Origin of the sequence: Paenibacillus sp. FSL M8-0334, from assembly GCF_038000405.1 — a bacterium.
Classification (GTDB): Bacteria; Bacillota; Bacilli; order Paenibacillales; family Paenibacillaceae; genus Paenibacillus_AQ; species Paenibacillus_AQ campinasensis.
Window position 1 is genome coordinate 1277840 of record NZ_JBBOCH010000001.1, and the last position, 21353, is coordinate 1299192.

Here is a 21353-nt window from a genome sequence, read left to right on the forward strand (position 1 = left end):
TGATCCGGACTCATGCCGGCGCATATCGCAATCATTACCCTTCATCCTCGTTCAAAAGCCCCCACTTATCGCATTTATCAGCCAATTCCCTGCTTGATCGGCTCCAGTTGAATTTCTTCAAAATGCGACCCACATGCTTTTTGACGGCGGCCAGGCTGACCTGCAATTGTTCTGCGATTTGCAGCTGCGTCTTGCCTTCGACCATCAGGCTCAGCAGTTCGCGGTCCCCTTTATTGAGCAAGCTTCTCTTCTTCTCATATACAAGCTTCCTTAACCGGCTGCCGTATTTCGAAGTCGGATTGCTCATCGCCTCGTAGATCGTCTCGGGCAGCTTCTCGAAGTCGTATTTATACAAATAGTCGTAGGCCCCGTTCATGAACGCTTCGTTAAAAATCTCATCATTATCATCCAATGTGCTAAGCATGATCACCTTCACATCAGGGTACTGAATAGTAATATCCAGCGTGGCGTCCACGCCGGTCAACTCGGTATCATCTAGAAGGATATCCATCACCACAACATCGGCAGGCTGATCCTGGAGCACGGAGAAACAAGCCTCAATTGAAGCCGCACAGGCATATAAATCGATTCGCTCATGCGCCTGAAAAAAGTGGCTGATTCCTTCCCTCCACTCAGGATCATCTTCCACATACAGAACTCGAATTTTACTCATTGTTTTCGCTACCCTTTTTATATTGGAATGTTAGCATAACGGTGGTTCCCGCGTTCGGAGCACTCTTAACCTCTGCTTTGCCTCGATGGGCTCCCATGACCTTCTTCACCTGATACATGCCCAGCCCGAAATGCTTGCCGCTCCGATGCTTGGTCGAGTAGAACGGTTCAAATATGTTCTGCAGCTGCAAGCTGTTCATCCCCTGACCCGTGTCACGGATGATCACCTTGGCTTTATTCCGCCCGACTTCAAGCCCGACTTGAAGCGTCCCTCTCTCCTTCATCGCCTCAACCGCGTTGTTGCATATGTTCTGAAGACATTCCATCACGAGCATTCGGTCGATGAACAGCGTGATTGGCGCATAATGCTTGACAACTTGGATATCCTGATAAGCACCCAGCGGCTCCAGCACTTCATCAAGAATGTCCGCGAGATTGGCATATTCCTTCCTCGGTTCAATCTTGCTGCTCACAACATGGGAGATGGTTGACATCGTGGCAATCATCGCTTCGTGCGTTTTTAACAGATTATCAACATGGGTGTCGATCTGGGCATAGTCTCCGTTCTGTACATTTTTGCGAATGTTCAGCGCATTCAGCTTGATTTTGCCGATAGCGTTTTTCAGAGAATGATGAATCAGTCCGGTGCCCACATGCACGGTGTGCATGGACTTTCTTGTAACCCCGAGAAATGCGTCGCGAAAATACAAGAACGCTACGGCCAGCAAGCCTGCAATCGAGACATAGGGAATCATCGACAGAAGTTGGTCGCTAAAAGGGGCAACAGAAAAGTGGTACATATTCAAGATGGCGACTGGAATAAGGAAGATAAGCGCAATGGAAGTATGAATGAGTCGTTGTTTGTCATCCTGTTCCCGGACAATGAATCGCACGGCCAGGTAGACGGTCACCACCAAGTAAACCAGCCCCCACAATGCGACAAAACCGGTGTTCACTCGGTTCTCCAGCAGATCGGTTTGGAAGATTAACGTTACCCATATAGGTAGGCTAAGGGAGAGGAAGAGCCATCGTTGCTGTTGCACCACGCCATTGTACAGGAAGTAGAATACCGCGATGACGTAATAGGGAATGGTATTGACAGCAAGATTCAGCAGAGAGGTAAGCAGCAGCGAAGGTATAATGATAATCGAACTCATCTGCTGTTCGACCACGTATGGCAGCCACCCTTTCTCCAACACGACCTGAAGTCCTACAAGACCTCCGCACATCATAAGCACAGATGCCCATAAGACAAGACGATTGGCTTTGTATTTCAACATAAAATAGGCGCCAACCGACGTTAAACTGAAGAAGAGAAGCAGGAATTCAGCATAAAAGAACATGTAGACCCACCTTTGATCTAAATCGATGTTAAGCCAAGTATACATGTTCTAGTCCTTTCTTAGTAGACACATTCCTAAAGATGAACAACGGTGAGACCAAGTGCATAACGTGAGAATATCATGGATGCTCGGGACCCGGTAAGTGGACACTTTTATGTCTACCTATACCTGTATACTTTGGTCTGTTGCGGCTTATTCCTTATCGTATCTCAAGCTTTGTGCTTGCTTCGAGCGATTGGAGCAGGCGGGCCCGTCCGCTCTACCTCGGAAAGTGAGTCGACGATCCGTTCAACAGCTTCCCGATCCTTGAGTTGATCCTCAAGCAGCATCAATTTCATCACTCCGCACGCTCACTCCCCTTTCCTCCAATCCTCTTCTTATATCTACAGCCCAAATCCCATTGTACAAAGCGCCAATGAAAGATGAATGAAAGATATCGATCTGGTCATAGAAAAAAAACCGTGCGACACTGGGTCTCACGGCGAGGATGTAACCTATGATGTTCCTGCATTAATTCGACAGCAGCAGCTCCGCATACAGCGCTTTAAGTTCTTGCGAAGGATCGATGTTCAGCTCCTGGCGCAGCACCTTCTCGTACGACCGGTACAGCCTCTCGCACGATGACAGCTCCTTCTTGGCTGCATAGGCGCCCATCAGCAGGATGACGGTCTCCTCATCCAATTCATTGCGTGCATGCTGCTTGGCCAGCAATCCGATGGCCAAGTCTTCTTTGCGCTGCTCGATCAGCGCGCTGGCCAGCTTTTTGACCAATGCGGCATGCAGGGCGGACAGGCGTGAAGCATCGTTCAGCGCCCAGATATACCCCTTGTCGCCGAACAAATCGCCAACATACAGCTTCTCCGTCTCCAGACACCATTCCATATTGACGTTATCCATCGTGTCGATCTGTTTGAGACGCGCTTCAAATTCAACATAATCAATTATCGCATCATGCAGATCCAGCCCATACCCGTCGGCATTCGACTGAATGACCGATTTGATGCCATGGGGCTCCAGCGCTTTGCGAAGCTGGTAAATCGACGTATTGAGATAGGTCTCCGCATTCTTCGATGGCATTTCCCCGAACACCTCAGCAACTAGCCGGGCCCGGGATACCATCCGGCCTCGCAGCATCAGGAGATAGGCAAACAGTTCCGCGCTTTTTCGAGATTTCCATTTTACGCTCCCGGCCGCTGTTCGCACCTCAAATCCGCCCAAAGCAAAAATATGAACCGGTGGAGGAGTGGACGCCGCCGAAGCCGTCTCATGGAAATGATAGATGGCCTTCGCCCGCTTGATCGACTTCTCGACGCGTTCCAGCGACACCGGCTTCACGATATAATCAAGTGCCGACAGTTCGAATGCATCCAGCGCATAGCCCTTATGCGAAGTGACAAAAATGACATGCAGGTCAGGCCGCTGTGCAGCCATCCGTTCAGCAAACTGCATTCCGCTCTCCTGCGGCATGCTGATATCCACGAAAGCGACATGCACCTCATGTTCCTGGATGTACCGCGATGCAGAAGCCGTATCTGCAAAGCAACCTGCAAGCTCGATGCCCGGGAGCTTGCGCAGCATTTTGCCCATAATGAGATGCATGGCCTTCTCGTCATCTATGACGATCACTCTCATCCACCGTCCGCCTCTCTCCATGATCTGTATTGCATCTTCGGGGCTCCCGCCGTCGGAAGGGTGAAAAAGAAGGTGCTGCCTTCCCCCTGGCTGGACGTATAGCCAATCTCTCCCCCATTAAGTCGAACGAACTTCTCGCACAGGTAGAGACCGATGCCCGTGCCTTGCTCCCCGTCTGTACCGGGAGAAGAACTCTGCTGAATTTCCCTGAACAAGGATTGGACCACTCCCTCATTAACACCGATGCCGGAATCCTTCACGGACAAGGTGATCTGATCCATCTGGCGAGTCGCCTCGATTCGGATATGACCTCCGGTTCTGCTGTACTTGATGGCATTGAACATTAAGTTTCGCAGAATCAGCTCAACCATCTCCTTGTCAGCATACACAGAAGTACCCGCTTGAACCGATACCGTCATTCCGATCTGCTTGGCTTCCAGCCGATGCTTCATCGTCTTGACCGCCGCATGCACCATCGGTCCCAGCTCCCATGCAAGCGGGCGGAAATGAATCTTCCCCCCCTGACTGCGAACCCAGTCCAATAAGTTCCCTACCAACAGATGGGTATCTCTCACCTGGCTGCTGATCTCTCTGAAGATTTCCGATTCCTCACTCTCCGGATCGATGAAGTCCTCTTCAATAATTTCGGTTAAACTGACCAGCAAAGCAAGAGGATCACGGATATCATGCGTAACCACCGCAAACAATCTGTCCTTGAACGCATGCAGCTCCTCCAGCTGATTCCGGTTGGCCAGCAGCTGCTCCTGATACAGGACGGATTGTGTCACGTCGCTGAACACCATTAATTTGCCGAGGAATATCCCCCCCTGATCATAGATGACCGAAATCTTGACCTGATAATAGTGCGGCGCGCCATCCCGGTCCATGGAAATTCGGAGTTCCCTATAAGCGGAGGACGAGCTCATGGCCAGCAGATCGGGGTGGGATTCGAACAATTCCGCGATCGCGAGGGGCTCGCCCTTCCAGGACCTCAGCTTGGTGAAAAGACAACGCGCCGATTCGTTCACATGAGACAGATTGTGATCATAGTCCAGAACGATGACGCCATCCTGTATCGTTTCGAACACCTGTTGGTAAGCGACAGGAACAAGCCGCAGAAGATGAAAGCGATAGACACCATAGATGAAGACGATCCCCGTGGTCGCAAAACCGAACGGCGTGAGGTCAATCTTCACCACGTCATATGCGAATATGTAGGCAATATTGAACAGCCACGGCGCCACAGCGCCAAAAATCATCATGACCACTTGCCTGCGGACGATCGGCATCGCCCTGGAATACATCCGCACAAACAAGGTGATGCCGACCGCTCCTTGAGTATACAGGTAGGCCACATTCAGCCAGTAAAGTGGCCCCTTCTCAAGAAGGATAGGCGACATATACGAGCTATCAGGATCAAACTGAACATCACGGTAATACAGATGATGGTAGTCATTCGTAAATTGAAAAATGAAAACCATCACCGGAATGACAAACAGGAGCAGCACGCTCCATCTCTTGAGGAAGGCCTGATGCCCGGTGAAGATGATCGCCAGGATGAGCCAGAAGGTGGTGATGAAAGGAATGCCCAGATGCTGGACCTTCAGCCACAGCTTCCCCTGCTCCAGGCTTGTGCTTATAATTTCGAACGCATAGCCGAAAGAATAGCATGCTGCGGCAAGCATAGCCCAAGCGCAATACCGGGCCGCAGCTTGCACTCTTTTGCGATAAGCAAGATACGAAGCCGCGAGTTTAAGTGCCGTTGCAGCTAGCAGGATCCAAAAAACACTCGTGTCCAGACTCAGCCTGTCCACCCCCAGCGATCATTATAGAATCATGTGTCTACAAAAATAACCCGCCCAGGCATCAAGCGAGGTAACGGGTTATTGTGTCCTAAAGCCTTCTAGTTATTGCCGTTCTCTCAGCAAACGCCATATGAAAGCCGCTCCCTCGGCTCTCGTAGCCGATTGCTGAGGCCTGAAGCTGCCGTCCGGATAACCTATCAGCAGCCCATGCGAGGCAGCGGCTTCCACCGCATCGGTCGCCCAGCTCGCGATATCATCGCGGTCGGTATAATGTGGTACCGCACCTGTTCCAGCCAGTGGAGCGACATTCGTTATGATTCTGGCGATTTGCTCCCGGGTAATCGGATCATCCGCGCCAAACGTCTTCTCATCATAGCCGTGAATGATGCCGGATGCATAAGCTGTGCTGATGCTTGCTCTTGCCCAGTGGCTCGCTGTATCCTCAAATACTTTTCCCGTTGTTTCCATTATACCGAATGCTTGGACAAATATGGTCACAAATTCGGCTCTCGTCATCATGCGCTCCGGCTTGAACCCCCCGTCCGGATAACCGCTGATGACATGAAGACGGGTCAACTCATTCACACTCGCTTCCGCCCAGTGCCCCTTCATATCGGCGAATATCTTCTCCTGCGGCTGAACTTGTTCCTCGGTCTCGTCAACCGTGGCCAGCACCGCAAACTTGGTGAAATGATCCACCTCGCCGGTGACCGTCCCCGCTTGCCAATCCACCTGAACGTTGTCCAGTTCGATCCACTCGCCAGACTGTTCGTTTAGCCAGAACAGGCTGATACGAGAGTTCGCTTCATCCACGAGGGAGGAATGGAACGGCAAGGTGATCTGAATCGGGAAAAGAAAAGGGGTTGCCGTATTTTTGCTAATTTCAAACACATCGCTCATGACTCTTTGGAAATCGGGGAGCTTGTCGATCATTTGCACAAGCTCGACGTGGAGCCGGGTCAACTCACTTACTGCGTTTCTTGGAATTTGAATCGTTGCCCCCTGCAGGGTCACAGATCCTCCCGCAGAGGAAATCGTATTCCCCGTTCCGGGCATCGACGGAGCAGGGATGGGGCCTGCTCCATCGCCGCTGCTCCCGGATTCGCCAGCACCGCCGCCCCCTGAACCGCCAGATCCGCCAGATTCGCCAGATTCGCCCCCGCCGGAAGCCGCCGGGGTAACTTCAACGATGCGAGTCACCTGGTCTGCTGCATTGCCAGCGCTGTCAGTCACGTCATAGTAAAGTGTATATTGTCCCGCTCGGGATGTATCCACAGCGCCGGTAACAACAATCGAACCGGAGAGATCCCCGTCTTGATTATCGAAAGCGGAGGCTCCCGGATCAATGAAGGCTGCGCCCTGCACAATCGAGGTCCTCTCATCACCTGTGAGCGTAATGATCGGCTTCTCTCTGTCGATGTTGTCGATTTCAATGGTGGCCACTGTCTCGTTCCCTGCCATATCACGGGCATAGACGGTATAAACACCGTTCTCGCTTGCTTCAAATGTACCGTTCAAGCTTGCACCTGATTGCCCGAAGTAAGAGACCGGCTGATCTCCGGCAGCCCATTTCTGCGTATCTATTCCGCTTGCCAGGTCGTATACATCGGCTGTTACCGTCACGTTGCTGCCCGTCCATGCCGTGTCATCCACGCGTAGCGCAATCGACGGAGATGTCTGATCAATCCGGATTTCCGCCTCTCTGACCCCGCTTCCCGCTACTGACATCCGGGTCTCCAAGATGTAGCGGCCTTCCGTCGCAAATTCAATGGGAGCTGAATCGTCCTGCCAAGCGCCCCATTGACCATCCGAGGTCTGGATTCGGTACTGCACGTCACCCGTCCCATTGTAGCAAGAGCCGCCGTGCAGGGCGACCGAGACGTGCTGATTCCACTTTCCGTTGGCATCCGCAGGTGTCATCGTCAGATCCGGAGGCGTACAGGACACCACCTCTCCTTCGTATACATACAAATCCGTGTTCAAATAGATCACCGGTGCGATGCCTTGAGGCTCCCCTGTTGAAGCAGATACCGGAGAAATAAAGCCATTCGCATCATAATCCCGTATATTCATCAGATTCATGGCGAAATCCGTAGCGGGTGTCAAGGTGTAGTAATTTCTCACAGGATTCAAATGCTGCAGGAGGACGCTTCTGTTTAATTCCGCCTCGTCCATGCTGATAAGCCCAATCTTCGCAGAAACTGAACCTCTGTACCACGAGCCTGTCTGGATCCAGTCCGAATTCGATAGTCGGGAGATAAATTCCGTATTCAGCCAATAAGCGACACTCAGAGGATCCGATAAGTTAAAGTTCACATCTACATCGTATGGACTGCCAGAATTATAGTAATACCTGACATTAACACTATCGTTTGCTATGAATAAACCATCCGGCTGGCTTGCCAGATTCGCCAAATAGACCCATTCTTGCCCACTATAGTAAACCGTGTCACCTGCATTGAGATCGCTTATTTTCTTCGTTTGGGCCATTACTTCTGCAGGAATATGTAACCCGACAAGGAGAAATAGAATGACGATTCCATACCTCAAACGCTTCATTATCACAGCTCCTAAACATCTTTTTATACTTTTATCGTAAGAAATACGACTACCGTTACCCTCCACACGGCCTTCCGTCGATGCATAACCTTGACGGTTAAAAACTGTGGAAAGCTGTGATCTTTCTCATTGTAATCGACACATTTTGATAAGGTAAGTGGACATTTTTCTGTCTACCTATGCCGGGAAACGTAAGGGGCGAAGAGCTTAACCGTCTGACTAGAAAATGACGATGTTCTGCCCTTGTTATAAAAAAAGCTCCCTATCTCCCATGAGATAGGGGGCGGCTAATAGTCGAATCGGTATCACTTGAAAGCTTATGTATTGGCTTGTTTGTCAGAGCACTCGTCTGCTGCCGCAGCGTTCATATACCGCAGCTGCGCGTGTTCCGCTCACACCCTGAGCGAGCCGCGGAAGCCTCGGGCCCCATAATACGACTCTGCTCCGTTATGGTACACGAAGACCGTATCATAACGGCGATCGCAGAAGAGCGCCCCGCCAAGCTTCCGAATACGCTCCGGTGTCTGAACCCAGCTCGATGTTTTCATATCATAGTTCCCGAGCTTCTGAAGCTCCCGGTATTGTGCCTCGGTCAGCAGCTCAATCCCCATCTCGGCCGCCATCTCAACGGCGCTATGCTCCGGCTTGTGTTGTTTCCTTGATTCCAGGGCTTCGCGGTCATAACAAATACTTCTGCGCCCTTTCGGGCTTTCGGCTGAGCAATCGTAGAACATATACTCGCCCGTCTCGCTGTCTTGGCCAATGACATCCGGCTCGCCCCCCGTTCTCTCCATTTCATAGAGCGAGCGCAATTTATCCGGAAGAGCCTCAAGCTTCGCTTGTACATCCGCCCATACCAGCCCTTCATGCCGGATCATGTTCTTCTCAAAACGGGCCTTCAACGTTGCAAGCAGCTCTTCACGCTGGTCTGGCGTCAGCGCCTCCTGGCTGCCGCTTTCCTTGTTAGGCATTGGATTACTCCTTTCTTAGTCTCTGATTCCCTCGGTTCTTCATTCCTTCATTATATATAATTTGCGATAGCAATGCTTGCTCCCCTCAGCCCTAACAAAATAAGTTGCCGCCAGCAACGCAAACAAGCCCCTGCATCCGGTAAGGAACGCAGGAGCTTGGGTTCGCTGAAGGAGAGGGAAGGGGGAAGGAAATCCCTATCTCTGCGGGTCCATACGCAGCATGGGGCTACGCTTATATTGATGAGGCGAATGAAGGCTTCGCCGTCATCAAGTCGTTTTCCGCATAATGATAAAATCCGAGGAGGACTGGTCTCTATACCGCTGAGGCACAATCGCTTCGATGGAGAAATCCGGAAATTTTCTGAGATGGCCAAAAATATCCCGGTCCTTGATCGTATCCACGACATGCGCTTCCTTCCCGGTGGTCAGTCTGGTGTACAGGACAACCAGATCGGAGGACGAGTCGAAGATGTGCCGCAGGGTTGCCTCAAAATCCTCGTCGTCCGTAATATGATACAGGACGTCCAGACAGACGACCATGTCGAATTTCGACAGCTTCCCGTCAGCAAAGGTGCGGGGATCGTACTGCATGAATCTTTTTCCAGGATCGTCCTTGAACCTTTCCGTACACAATTGCACGGCAGATGCAGCCACATCCAGGCCCAGGTATTCGGGATACTTCATCAAGCTCAATTGATTGCCATCGCCACAGCCGAACTCTATGACGGTCCGGACACCGTTTCGCTCCACCAGTTCATTCACAACCTCTGCCTTGAAGTCCGCCAGTTCCCCGTAAGAGCCTCTCCCCGATGTACCGCCATTCGAATAGTTGTCGTCCCAATATTCAATATAATTGAACCTCACTTGCACACCTCCGCATACTCCAGATGCTCCATTGTATTGCGGTAAGTGTGAAAATAGTTCAACAAAGTGATCCCGCCCGCGGATTTATCGCATTAACGAAAATGCTCCAGAACGACTTTTCCCACCATGCTTCCCGACTCAAGCATCGCATGCGCCTTGCGCAGGTTGGCGGCGTTAATCGGCCCGAGCTTCTCATTCACCGTCGTGCGGAGGATGCCCTGGTCGACAAGCCCGGCCACTTCATTCAGCAGCTTGTGCTGCTCAGTCATGTCCGCTGTCCCGTACATCGGACGAGTGAACATCAGTTCCCACACAAAAGTCACGCTTTTGTTCTTCAGCAGCGTCAAATCAAGCAGTTCGTCCGTCTCGACAATCGAGCAGATCTTCCCTTGCGGGGCGATGGCCTCCGCCATGTTCCTCCAATGCTTCTCGGTACTGTTCAGGCAGAAGATATAGTCCACGAGCTCGAAGCCTATCGCCTGAAGCTGAGGGACGAAGTCCTCGAAATGGTTAATGACATGATCAGCTCCCAGCCCCTTCACCCATTCCGCCGATTCCGGCCTTGAAGCCGTGCCGATCACCGTAAGCCCTGCATACTTGGCCAGCTGGGTTGCGATCGAACCGACACCGCCGGCCGCGCCGATGATGAGGATCGTTCGGCCTGCATTGCTGCCTGGCTCGGATGAAATCCCCAATCGGTCGAATAGCCCCTCCCATGCTGTAATCGATGTCAGCGGCAATGCGGCGGCTTGGGCAAAATCCAGTGTGGCAGGCTTGACACCGACGATCCGCTCATCGACAAGATGAAATTCGCTGTTGCCCCCGGCCCGGACAATACTGCCGGCATAATAGACCTCATCACCAGGTTTAAATAACGTGCAATCCGGTCCCGTTTCTTCCACCACACCTGCTACGTCCCAGCCGATCACTCTTGGCTGCGCTTCCGTCCGGTCCTTCGGCGCTCGCACCTTAACATCAACCGGATTGACCGAAACGGCTTTGACCTGGACCAGCAAATCACGGCCGGTTGGTACAGGCTTCTCTATCACAACGTCGATCAGGCTTTCCGGATGATCGATAGGCAAGTATCGGGTTAAACCAACCGCTTTCATCGTGGTATTCGTCATATTGCGTCTCCTCCTAAGGAATGAAATGAATGATGGTTGTAAGTATAGTGGATATCATCTAGAATTGTTAGTACGCACATGAATGTGATATAGTATCCTTTTTTATACTGTTATTAGTGAAGGAGTGGAACGCATGCGCGACCGCAAGAGCGGCTACGGGCATTGCCCGAATGATGAAGGCTGTCCGGTGGAGTATACGCTGGACGTCATCGGCGGCAAATGGAAGGGTGTACTGTTATACCATCTCGTGGAAGGGCCGAAACGGTTTAACGAATTCCGCCGCATCTGCCCGGCCATTACGCAGCGGATGCTGACGCTGCAGCTGCGTGAGCTGGAGAAGGACGGCATCGTCCACCGCGAAGTGTATCACCAGGTTCCGCCGAAGGTGGAGTATTCCCTTACGGAATTCGGTCAGACTCTGGTACCCATCATTATGCAGATGAAAATATGGGGCGAGACATACAAAAACAAACCGACGCCGCCTACGCTGGCCGAAGGGTAAGCCATAGCACAACAGACGCTGCTCTATTCCCCACCTGCTATCGTTCTCCCGCACTTGGGCTTTAAAGAGCAGCTTGTGAATACCGTTTCGGGTAAGCCGGTTCTTGTTATCTGTACGATAATCAAAGACAGCAAGAAACCCAGGTCATGGTGACCTGGGTTTCTTTCACGGAATGTTCCCAGTGCGCTTTCTTTCCCCGATATTCCGGTATGGTATACTGTGGATACTGATAGGTGCTGGTCCAAGATCCTGAATTAAAGGAAGTGTAATGATGGTCGGTTATTCATCGAAGGAAGAGCATGTCCATGCTGTATTTGAGAAGGTCTATGAAAACTATGATTCCATGAACTCCGTCATTTCCCTGCGTTTACATAAACGATGGCGCAAAGATGTCATGAAACAAATGAATGTGAAGCCGGGCGACACGGCGCTGGATGTATGCTGCGGCACCGGTGACTGGTCTCTAGCCCTCGCGGAGGCGGTTGGCGAGGAGGGGGAGGTTATCGGGCTGGATTTTAGCGAGAATATGCTCTCTGTAGCCAGGGAGAAAGCCCACAAAGCCCAGCTCAACACAATCGAGTGGGTGCATGGCAATGCGATGAAGCTTCCTTATGAGGATCATCGGTTTGACTATGTGACGATTGGCTTCGGGCTCCGAAACGTTCCGGACTATATGACCGTGTTAAAGGAAATGCATCGGGTCGTGAAGCCTGGCGGAAAAGTCATATGCCTGGAAACCTCCCAGCCTACCCTGATCGGATACAGACAGCTGTATTATTTCTATTTCCGGTATATTATGCCGCTGCTCGGCAAGTTGCTCGTCAAGCGCTACAAGGAGTATTCCTGGCTGCAGCAATCCGCTCAGGATTTCCCGGGAAAACATCAATTGAAGCATATGTTTCTGGAGGCCGGCTTCAAGCATGTCGATGTCAAGAGTTATGCCGGTGGCAGCGTTGCCATGCACATGGGGCATAAATCTACTTGAGTTCTCTGCACTCAAGTTCAACAGCCCAGCATGATGGGGAGATCGGGCAGGAGACGGTGACGCTCCTGCTCGTCCCATACGCATCGTTGTCCGGGAACTAGAATTCCTCACGTCTCAACGCTGAAATCCCCCTGCTCAGACTTCATAGATTGGCTTCCGCTGCAAGCCCACGGATGTCACGGTCCTGATCATCACAACCACGATCTATTCCATCCTCTGCCACATGAACCTCCCTAACCACTTCGAGAAAAGACAATATGATTGGTGATAGCCACTTGTCTTTATGCCACAGCATCTGGGTGTACACATGCAAATTCGGAATATGCCATGGCAGTGCTACCAGCTCGCCGCGTTCAACTTCGGCTTCCGTTACCACTTCAGGAAGAAAGGCAATTCCGATGCCTGTTATCGCGCATTGTTTAATGGCTTCGGCACTCTGAAACTCCAAATACGTAATCGTATCGATGCCCTCCTGCTCAAATCCCCGGTCAAACATCGTCCGATAGGGACATCCCTTCTCATTCGTCAGGAACACTTCGCCGTGAAAATCCTCCAGCTGCAGCTCCATTCGTTGCGCCAGTGGATGGTCCGGAGCCGCGAACAGGCGGAACGTTTCTTCCTGCAACGGCTCTACCGCAAGTCCGCTTGAACGAAGAGGCTCGTCCAACATAAAGACAACATCTGCCGATCCCTCAAAAAGCGATTGTTTAAGCTCTTGATTAGGTACGGAGCGGAAGATGAGACGCACATCCGGATAGCGGGAGCGAAATCGGTGAAAAACAACCGGAAGCCGATAGGCGCACAATACCTCGTTGGCACTGATCGTTATCGTACCTGTCAGGTTATCCTCGTCATGAACGACGCTTCGCGCCTCGTCTAATCTGTGCAATACTTCCTCCACATGCTTTAAAAAGCGTTCCCCCGCCGTTGTAAGCACCAGCTGCTTGCCTAACCGGTCAAAGAGACGAACACCCAACTCTTCCTCCAATGCTTTCACTTGCATGGTGACATTAGAAGGGACATATCCCATCGCCTCCGCAGCCCGACTGAAATTCAAGGTTGAGGCAACCGTGCGAAACATATTCAATTGACGCAATTCCATCGCGCAATCCCCCTACTGCTTTCAATAATATTGAATACTATATTAAAATCCATTCACTTTTGTTGAGAGTATCACGGAACTATACTAACAACAAGCACCACATTTATAAATATTCAATTGGATGGAAGGGAGCAGACGATACGATGGATTATGAAATTTTTGATTTGGGGGACGTTGCCCTGCAATCCGGCGGGACGTTACCGGGCGCGTTTCTTGCCTATAAGACTTATGGGAAATTAAACGAGAAGAAGGATAATGTGATTGTTTACCCCACGGCTTTCGGAGACCAGCATACTCAGAATGAATGGTTGATTGGCGAGGGCATGGCCCTGGATCCGGCGAAGTATTTCATTATCGTTCCAAACCTGCTCGGCAACGGATTATCTTCGTCTCCGAGCAACACGCCTCCGCCGTTTGACCGGGCTCATTTCCCACAAATCACCATCTATGATAACGTTCGGTTCCAGCATCGGCTCGTGACGGAGAAATTCGGCATTCATCAGCTCGCGCTCGTCGTTGGATGGTCCATGGGAGGCATTCAAGCCTTCCAGTGGGGAGCAAGCTATCCGGACATGGTGGAACGCATCGCACCGTTCGCGGGTGTGGCCAAGACTTGGCCACATACGCATGTCGTCCTGGACGGAATGAGAGCCGCGCTTATGGCTTCGGTTCACTTCGATTCAAGCAGGCTGGACCAATTGACTTCTGCAGACATGCGCGCCGTAGGCCGCGTCTATGCGGGATGGGGGGTATCGCAGGCCTTTTATCGAGAGGAAGTATATCGTGAGCTGGGGATTGATTCATTGGCAGACTTTATAGAGAACGTCTGGGAAGACAGCTTCATGCAGATGGACCCGCACAATGTGCTGGCCATGCTATGGACAGGGCAAAACGCAGATATTAGCGCAAATCCCGCCTATAACGGAGATTTCGACAAGGCGCTCAGCAGCATTCAAGCACTCGCCTGCATCATGCCAGGGAGCACGGATCTCTTCTGCACCGCGGAGGACAACGAATATGAGGCTAAACTTATGCCGCATGCTGTACTCCATCCGATCCCGTCCAACTGGGGCCATTTTGCGGGGCGCGGGATCAACGGCGCCGATAACAAATTCATCGATGACAACCTAAAACAATTGTTGGCGATGACTCCAGCGAAGGCATAACCGCGAACCGATGGTGCCTGACTGTGATCCTCAAGCCATGATTGTACACCATAACGCAAACAGCTATCTAAACGTTTGATCTGAGCCACACTTGATGCGATATGATCCACCTGTTGCTAAGGAAGGGGAACAATGCCCTTCCTTTCTTAATGCGTATGCTGCCTTCTTGAGATTCGCTTCGTGATGCCCATAGCCATTGCCAAAGCGAGCAAGGATATGACCAAATGGGGAATCAGGCTTGTGCTGCCGAACTCCACCTGAGACGTTAGCGTCGAGGTCATGCTCACCGATACGCTGGGCGTGTAAAGCATGGTCAGCAGTATTCCTGATACGATTTGGAGTACGATATAAGAAATGCTGAACATCCCCGCAAACAGTAAGTATTTTTTCAAGTGTCATCCCTCCTTCTTGCTAGAACCTACGGATTAGGCATTGATTCGATTTCAGAATGCTGTATTTATCACAATTTGACTCCAGGGAGCAGTAATTCATAAAATGCTATGCCCTATCTTTCGGAAGTACAAATCCAACGGCAGATCATAGTTATTTGTGTCTATTTTGTAAAATATTATATTTATAACATCCTTTTACTGTAAAACAATAGATTTATATGGGATATTTTGGTATGTTATAGATGAGGGCAACGTTTCCTCCCTTTTGTACAGTCAGCGCATCCTCCATTTTGCTCTTGAAAGTGAGGTGAACCGGCTGTTTTTTTTCAAAGTCTACTTCATGGGTTTCATTAAAAGCATTCCGAAAGGAGCTGAAGAGAACGGTGATTCGCAAATGGAAATGGATGAGGAGCAAATGGTCGAAAAAAAGCGGAATATTGTTATTCAGCATTGTGTTAGCGCTTACAACTATGTTAGGGTCAATGACCCATTCTCCTGTCGCCAATGCGGCCGCCTCCGATTACAATTATGCCGAGGCGCTGCAAAAGTCGATTTATTTCTACGAGGCCCAGCGTTCCGGACCGCTGCCAGACAACAACCGGGTAGAGTGGCGCGGTGACTCCGGGCTGCAGGACGGTGCGGATGTCGGCCATGATTTGACGGGAGGATGGTACGACGCCGGGGATCATGTCAAATTTGGGTTTCCGATGGCAGCGACCGCCACGATGCTAGCATGGTCCGTATACGAATACCGGGAAGGGTACGAACAGGCAGGACAGCTTGATGAAATTCTGGATAATATCCGCTGGGCGACGGACTATTTCATGAAAGCGCATACTGCACCTAACGAGCTGTGGGGCCAAGTGGGCAACGGGACGGCAGACCACAACTGGTGGGGACCGGCCGAAGTGATGCCGATGGAGCGTCCGGCCTATAAAATCGATGCCAACAATCCCGGCTCCGATCTCGCCGGAGAAACGGCGGCGGCGCTTGCTGCAAGCTCGATCATTTTCCGGGACAGCGACCCGGCTTATGCGGACAAGCTGCTCCGGCACGCCAAGGAGCTGTACGACTTTGCCGACCAGTATCGCGGCAAGTATTCCGACAGCATTACCGATGCCAGACAGTTCTACAACTCCTGGAGCGGATACGCCGATGAGCTAAGCTGGGGCGGTGTGTGGCTGTACTTGGCCACTGAGGACGAAGCTTATCTCGATAAGGCTATCGCTGCCAGTGAGCTGTGGGGTACCAACCAGCAGGGCGAATGGGATTACAAATGGACCCATGCCTGGGACGACAAACATTACGGCGCCCAATTGCTGCTGGCCCGGATCACCGAGGATCCGAAGTTCATTCGTTCGGTGGAAAAGAACATCGAATTCTGGACGACCGGCGTTCAGGGAACGGGCGAACGCGTCACCTATACGCCGGGAGGGCTCGCACATCTTGACCAGTGGGGCGTTCTCCGCTATGCGGCTAACCAGGCGTTTCTCGCATTCGTGTATTCCGACTGGGTCGACGATCCCGCCAAGCAGTTAAACGCACGTTCATTCGCCGAACGGCAAATTCTGTACATGCTGGGCGACAATCCGCGCAACAGCAGCTATGTCGTCGGCTTCGGCAACAACCCGCCGCAGCGCCCGCATCACCGCACCTCGCACGGTTCCTGGGCGGACAGCCAGAATGTTCCTGATGACCACCGCCATATTCTGTACGGTGCATTGGTCGGCGGTCCGACCGCAACCGATAGCTATACCGATTCCATTAGCGATTATGTGTCCAACGAAGTTGCGATCGATTATAACGCTGGCTTCACCGGCGCTCTGGCAAGAATGATGATCCTTCACGGACAGGGACAGCAGCCGCTCCCTTCCTTCCCTGCTCCGGAGGAGCGCGAGGATGAAATGTTCGTTGAAGCCTCGGTCAACGCCAGCGGCAGCAACTTTGTGGAAATCCGCGGCCTGCTGAACAACCGCTCAGGCTGGCCGGCCCGCGCAAGCGAAGAGATGTCCTTCCGCTACTACGTCGATCTTAGCGAAGCGGTAGAGGCCGGGTACGGTCCGGAGGACATCACGGTCACGGCGGGAGGATACAATCAGGGGGCAGCGGTATCCCAGCTGCAGCCGCATGATACGGCCCGTCACATATACTACACGACGGTTGATTTTACCGGAACGCGCATCTATCCGGGCGGCCAATCCGCTTACCGCAAAGAAGTGCAGTTCCGCATCACCGCCCCGCTGAACACGAGTTTCTGGGATAACACGAATGACTTTTCGTTCCAGGGTCTGGCCCCTCAGGGAGCGTCTCCGATCAAAACCCCGTATATCCCGGTGTTTGACGCAGGTCAGCACGTGTTCGGCGAGCTGCCCCAAGGAGGCGGAAATCCGGGCGAGCCTGTGGCTCCCGCCGCACCGCGAAACGTAACGGCTGTTCCGGGTGATTCGCTTGTCCGGCTGACCTGGAATGCCGTAAGCGGTGCTCATGACTATGCGGTCAGAAGATCGCTTGTAAGCGGCGGCCCTTACGAAACGATCGGAACGACGACGGAGCCGGCATATATCGATACCGAAGTTGTCAACGATACGGCCTATTACTATGTCATTACCGCCAGAAATGCAGCTGGCGAGAGCCTCCCCTCCACCCAGGTCAACGCCAAACCGCGCGTTGCCCCGGTGCCTGTGGAAGGCGATTTGAAAGTCCAGTACCGCAACGGTGACGGAAGCTCCGCCGATAATCAGATCCGACCGCATTTCCGCATTGTAAACACCAGCGAAGAGACGGTTCCCCTCAGCGAGATTACCCTGCGATATTACTACACGATTGACGGAGATGTGCCCCAGCAGTTCCACTGCGACTATGCCGTGATCGGCAGCGGCAACGTAAACGGCCGGTTCGTCAAGCTGGACAGTGCGCAGACCGGCAGCGACTACTACCTGGAAATTTCCTTCGCTCCCGGTGCGGGCAGCCTGGCGCCCGGCGCGGACAGCGGGGAAATTCAGGCCCGCTTCAATAAGAGCAATTGGTCGAATTATAACGAGACGGATGATTATTCTTACAACGGTACGCAGCAAACGTTTGCCGACTGGGATAAGGTTACGTTGTACCGGAACGGCACATTGATTTGGGGAGTTGAGCCCTGAGCTTTACAGGGGTGAAGTTCAAGGAAACAACCATTTATTAATGGAAAGGATGATGTAAGGATGATGCATTGGCCCAAATGCAAGAGACCTGCTTCCGTCCTGATGAGCGCGGTGTTATTTCTCACTTTGATTACGACCGGGCTGTTCGGTTCCGGGACAGCCCAGGCCGCGTCCGCTTCTCCCGAGGCGGAACGTTTCCTTCAGCTGTATAATCAGCTGAAAGACCCGGGCAACGGCTATTTCTCCCCGGAGGGCATTCCCTATCACTCCATCGAAACCTTGATTAGCGAAGCGCCTGACTATGGGCATATGACAACCTCGGAGGCGTACAGCTATTGGCTGTGGCTCGAAGTACTGTACGGGTATTACACCGGAGACTGGAGCCAGCTTGAAGCAGCCTGGGACAATATGGAGAAATACATTATCCCGGTCAACGAAGGCGACGGCAACGAAGAGCAGCCGACGATGAGCTACTACAATCCGAACAGTCCAGCGACCTACGCGGCGGAATATCCGCAGCCGGATCAATATCCAAGCGAGCTTTCCGGCCAGTACGCGGCTGGCAGAGACCCGCTGGACGCCGAGCTAAAGGCAACCTATGGAGACAACCAGACCTACCTGATGCATTGGCTGCTTGATGTTGACAACTGGTACGGCTACGGGAATCTGCTGAATCCCGGGCATATCGCTACCTATGTGAACACGTTCCAGCGTGGTGAGCAGGAGTCCGTCTGGGAGGCGATTCCGCATCCTTCGCAGGATGACAAGTCCTTCGGCAAAGCCGGCGAAGGCTTCATGAGCCTGTTCACGAAAGAGAACCAGGCTCCGGCGCCGCAATGGCGCTACACGAATGCGACCGACGCCGACGCCCGGGCCATCCAGGCCATGTATTGGGCGAAGCAGCTTGGTTATGACAATGAGGTCTATTTTGACAAAGCGAAAAAAATGGGCGATTATCTTCGTTACGGCATGTACGATAAGTACTTCCAGCAAATCGGCAGCGCGGCAGATGGGAGCCCGGCCGCCGGAACGGGCAAAGACGCCAGCCATTACCTGATGGCCTGGTACACGTCCTGGGGCGGCGGCCTGGGACAAACGGGCAACTGGGCTTGGCGGATCGGAGCCAGCCACATGCATCAGGGTTACCAGAACGTTATGGCCGCCCATGCGCTCTCGGATCCGGACAGCGGCCTGATTCCGGACTCCCCGACCGCCGGGCAGGACTGGACCACTTCGCTGAAGCGCCAGCTGGAATTCTACACCTGGCTGCAATCGGCTGAAGGGGCAATCGCCGGCGGTGCAACCAACAGCTGGGGCGGCTCTTATCAGGCGTATCCGGCTGGAACGAGCACGTTCTACGGCATGGCTTACGACGATGCCCCGGTATACCATGATCCGCCGTCCAACAACTGGTTCGGCATGCAGGCTTGGCCGGTGGAACGGATCGCAGAATACTACTACATTCTCGCTTCGAACGGGGATACGTCGTCCGAGAATTTCCAGATGGCCAAACAGGTCGTTACCAATTGGATCGACTGGTCGATGGATTATGTATTTGTGGACAGCAAGCCGGTTACCGATGCCGACGGCTACTATCTGGACCCGCAAGGCAACCGGGTGCTTGGCGGACAGAATCCGCAAATCGCGACCACGCCGGCGCCAGGCGATTTCTGGATTCCGAGCGATCTGGAATGGCGGGGCCAACCGGATACCTGGAACGGATTCGGCAGCTTCACGGGCAATCCGGAGCTTCGCGTCGTGACCAAAAATCCTGGCCAGGACGTTGGTGTACTGGGCAGCTACATTAAAGCGCTGACCTTCTTTGCCGCTGCTACAGAGGCGGAAAGCGGCAGCTACACCGCACTTGGACAGCAAGCAGAGCAGTTAGCCAAGGCGCTGCTCGATACCGCTTGGAATTACAATGACGGTATCGGCATTGTCAAACCGGAGGCACGCGGCGATTACTACCGCTACTTCACCAAGGAAATTTACTTCCCGGCCGGCTGGAGCGGCACGTTCGGACAAGGCAATACAATCCCAGGGACAAACGCCGTTCCTTCCGATCCGGCTAAAGGCGGCAACGGCGTGTATATCAGTTACTCTGATCTCCGTCCGGACATCAAGAACGACCCTTCCTGGTCCTACCTGGAAGACAAATACACTACATCCTGGAATCCGCAAACTGGGCAGTGGGAAAACGGCGCACCAGAGTTTACCTATCACCGCTTCTGGTCTCAGGTTGATATGGCTACAGCTTATGCGGAATACGACCGTTTGATCAATGGCGGCGGAAGCGGCCCTGTTGAACCTGTGGCTCCACAGGCACCTCGGAACTTGAAAGCAGACGCCGGGGACGCTCAAGTGTCGTTGTCCTGGAGCAGAACGAGCGGCGCGGACAGCTACACCGTGAAACGGGCCGAAACGAGCGGCGGTCCTTATACGGAGATCGCAACCGTCTCTGAAACGAGCTATGTTGATCTGGACGTCGTCAACGACCGTACGTACTATTATGTGGTTAGCGCTGCCAATGCAGCGGGCGCTAGTCCGAACTCGGTCGAAGCCAGCGCGACGCCAACAGCCGCTCCCGTACCGGCGGAAGGTGACCTGAAGCTGCTCTATCGCACGAACAACACCAATTCCACCGACAATCAGATCCGTGCCCAATTCCGGATTACCAACACCGGCGATGAGAGCATTGATCTAAGCGATGTCAAGCTGCGCTACTACTTTACCGTCGATGGGGACAGGCCGCAGGAGTTCCACTGCGACTATGCGGTCATCGGCAGCGGTAACGTGAGGGGCACCTTCGTCAAGCTGGATGAAGCTTCGTCCGGCGCCGACTATTATTTGGAGGTTTCCTTCGCGCCCGGCGCGGGAACGCTTGCGCCTGGCGCAGACAGCGGCGAAATCCAGATTCGCTTCAACAAGAACGACTGGTCGAATTACAACCAAGCGAACGACTTCTCCTATGACCCAACCAAAACCTCGTACACCGAATGGGAGCGCGTTCCGCTCTATGTGGGCGGGCAACTTGTATGGGGGCTCGAACCATAATGCGAACTGGCAAATAACTCGAGCTCCAAACTGAAA

16 protein-coding genes are annotated in these 21353 nt (G+C 52.7%); 5 read left to right on the forward strand and 11 right to left on the reverse strand.

From position 1 onward, the window contains the following. Positions 1-34: 34 nt before the first annotated feature. The 9 genes from MKX64_RS05540 to MKX64_RS05580 all read right to left on the reverse strand — a co-directional run bounded on the left by MKX64_RS05540 (position 35) and on the right by MKX64_RS05580 (position 10973). Positions 35-673 carry a response regulator transcription factor gene (locus MKX64_RS05540; RefSeq protein ID WP_341035490.1) on the reverse strand — a complete coding sequence of 213 codons (639 nt, stop codon included), beginning with the start codon at positions 671-673 and terminating at the stop codon, positions 35-37. Further along, positions 666-2015 carry a sensor histidine kinase gene (locus MKX64_RS05545; protein WP_341035491.1) on the reverse strand — a complete coding sequence of 450 codons (1350 nt, stop codon included), beginning with the start codon at positions 2013-2015 and terminating at the stop codon, positions 666-668. The genes MKX64_RS05540 and MKX64_RS05545 overlap by 8 nt, the downstream gene beginning before the upstream one ends. A gap of 209 nt (positions 2016-2224) precedes the next feature. After that, positions 2225-2356, reverse strand: coding sequence for a hypothetical protein (locus tag MKX64_RS05550; protein WP_341035493.1), 132 nt, complete (start codon positions 2354-2356; stop codon positions 2225-2227). Positions 2357-2525: 169 nt separating this feature from the next. After that, positions 2526-3647, reverse strand: a complete 1122-nt coding sequence (locus MKX64_RS05555) for a response regulator (protein WP_176475480.1) — start codon at positions 3645-3647, stop codon at positions 2526-2528. Continuing rightward, complete coding sequence (locus MKX64_RS05560; protein WP_341035495.1) at positions 3644-5461, reverse strand: sensor histidine kinase; 1818 nt, start codon at positions 5459-5461, stop codon at positions 3644-3646. The genes MKX64_RS05555 and MKX64_RS05560 overlap by 4 nt, the downstream gene beginning before the upstream one ends. Before the next feature lie 93 nt (positions 5462-5554). Further along, positions 5555-8011, reverse strand: a complete 2457-nt coding sequence (locus tag MKX64_RS05565; RefSeq protein ID WP_341035496.1) for an S-layer homology domain-containing protein — start codon at positions 8009-8011, stop codon at positions 5555-5557. Between the two features lie 392 nt (positions 8012-8403). Further along, positions 8404-8982, reverse strand: coding sequence for a DUF4256 domain-containing protein (locus MKX64_RS05570; protein WP_341035497.1), 579 nt, complete (start codon positions 8980-8982; stop codon positions 8404-8406). A 267-nt stretch (positions 8983-9249) separates the two neighbouring features. Then, the gene (locus MKX64_RS05575) at positions 9250-9846 is read right to left on the reverse strand and encodes a class I SAM-dependent methyltransferase (RefSeq protein WP_244908187.1); all 597 of its coding nucleotides are present in this window, start codon (positions 9844-9846) and stop codon (positions 9250-9252) included. 92 nt (positions 9847-9938) lie between these two features. Beyond that, positions 9939-10973 carry a zinc-binding alcohol dehydrogenase family protein gene (locus MKX64_RS05580; protein ID WP_095265627.1) on the reverse strand — a complete coding sequence of 345 codons (1035 nt, stop codon included), beginning with the start codon at positions 10971-10973 and terminating at the stop codon, positions 9939-9941. A gap of 133 nt (positions 10974-11106) precedes the next feature. Here MKX64_RS05580 and MKX64_RS05585 point away from each other — a divergent pair, with 133 nt between their 5' ends. Next, complete coding sequence (locus MKX64_RS05585) at positions 11107-11475, forward strand: winged helix-turn-helix transcriptional regulator (protein ID WP_095265628.1); 369 nt, start codon at positions 11107-11109, stop codon at positions 11473-11475. Positions 11476-11746: 271 nt separating this feature from the next. Continuing rightward, the gene (gene menG / locus MKX64_RS05590) at positions 11747-12460 is read left to right on the forward strand and encodes a demethylmenaquinone methyltransferase (RefSeq protein ID WP_341036255.1); all 714 of its coding nucleotides are present in this window, start codon (positions 11747-11749) and stop codon (positions 12458-12460) included. A 142-nt stretch (positions 12461-12602) separates the two neighbouring features. Here the strand turns inward: menG and MKX64_RS05595 are convergent, their stop codons facing one another. Beyond that, complete coding sequence (locus tag MKX64_RS05595) at positions 12603-13562, reverse strand: LysR family transcriptional regulator (protein WP_341035498.1); 960 nt, start codon at positions 13560-13562, stop codon at positions 12603-12605. 143 nt (positions 13563-13705) lie between these two features. Between MKX64_RS05595 and MKX64_RS05600 the strand changes: the two genes are divergently transcribed. Next, a complete protein-coding gene (locus MKX64_RS05600; protein WP_095397709.1) occupies positions 13706-14728 on the forward strand; it encodes an alpha/beta fold hydrolase in 1023 nt (340 codons plus the stop codon). A 146-nt stretch (positions 14729-14874) separates the two neighbouring features. On the opposite strand, the gene MKX64_RS05605 is transcribed toward MKX64_RS05600, so the two are convergent. Beyond that, positions 14875-15120: a hypothetical protein gene (locus MKX64_RS05605; RefSeq protein ID WP_095397710.1), complete on the reverse strand. Its 246-nt coding sequence runs from the start codon at positions 15118-15120 to the stop codon at positions 14875-14877. A gap of 404 nt (positions 15121-15524) precedes the next feature. Here MKX64_RS05605 and MKX64_RS05610 point away from each other — a divergent pair, with 404 nt between their 5' ends. Both MKX64_RS05610 and MKX64_RS05615 read left to right on the forward strand, forming a co-directional pair. Continuing rightward, complete coding sequence (locus MKX64_RS05610; RefSeq protein WP_445670831.1) at positions 15525-18263, forward strand: glycoside hydrolase family 9 protein; 2739 nt, start codon at positions 15525-15527, stop codon at positions 18261-18263. 63 nt (positions 18264-18326) lie between these two features. Next, a complete protein-coding gene (locus MKX64_RS05615; RefSeq protein WP_341036258.1) occupies positions 18327-21317 on the forward strand; it encodes a glycoside hydrolase family 48 protein in 2991 nt (996 codons plus the stop codon). The last annotated feature ends 36 nt before the right edge of the window (positions 21318-21353 follow it).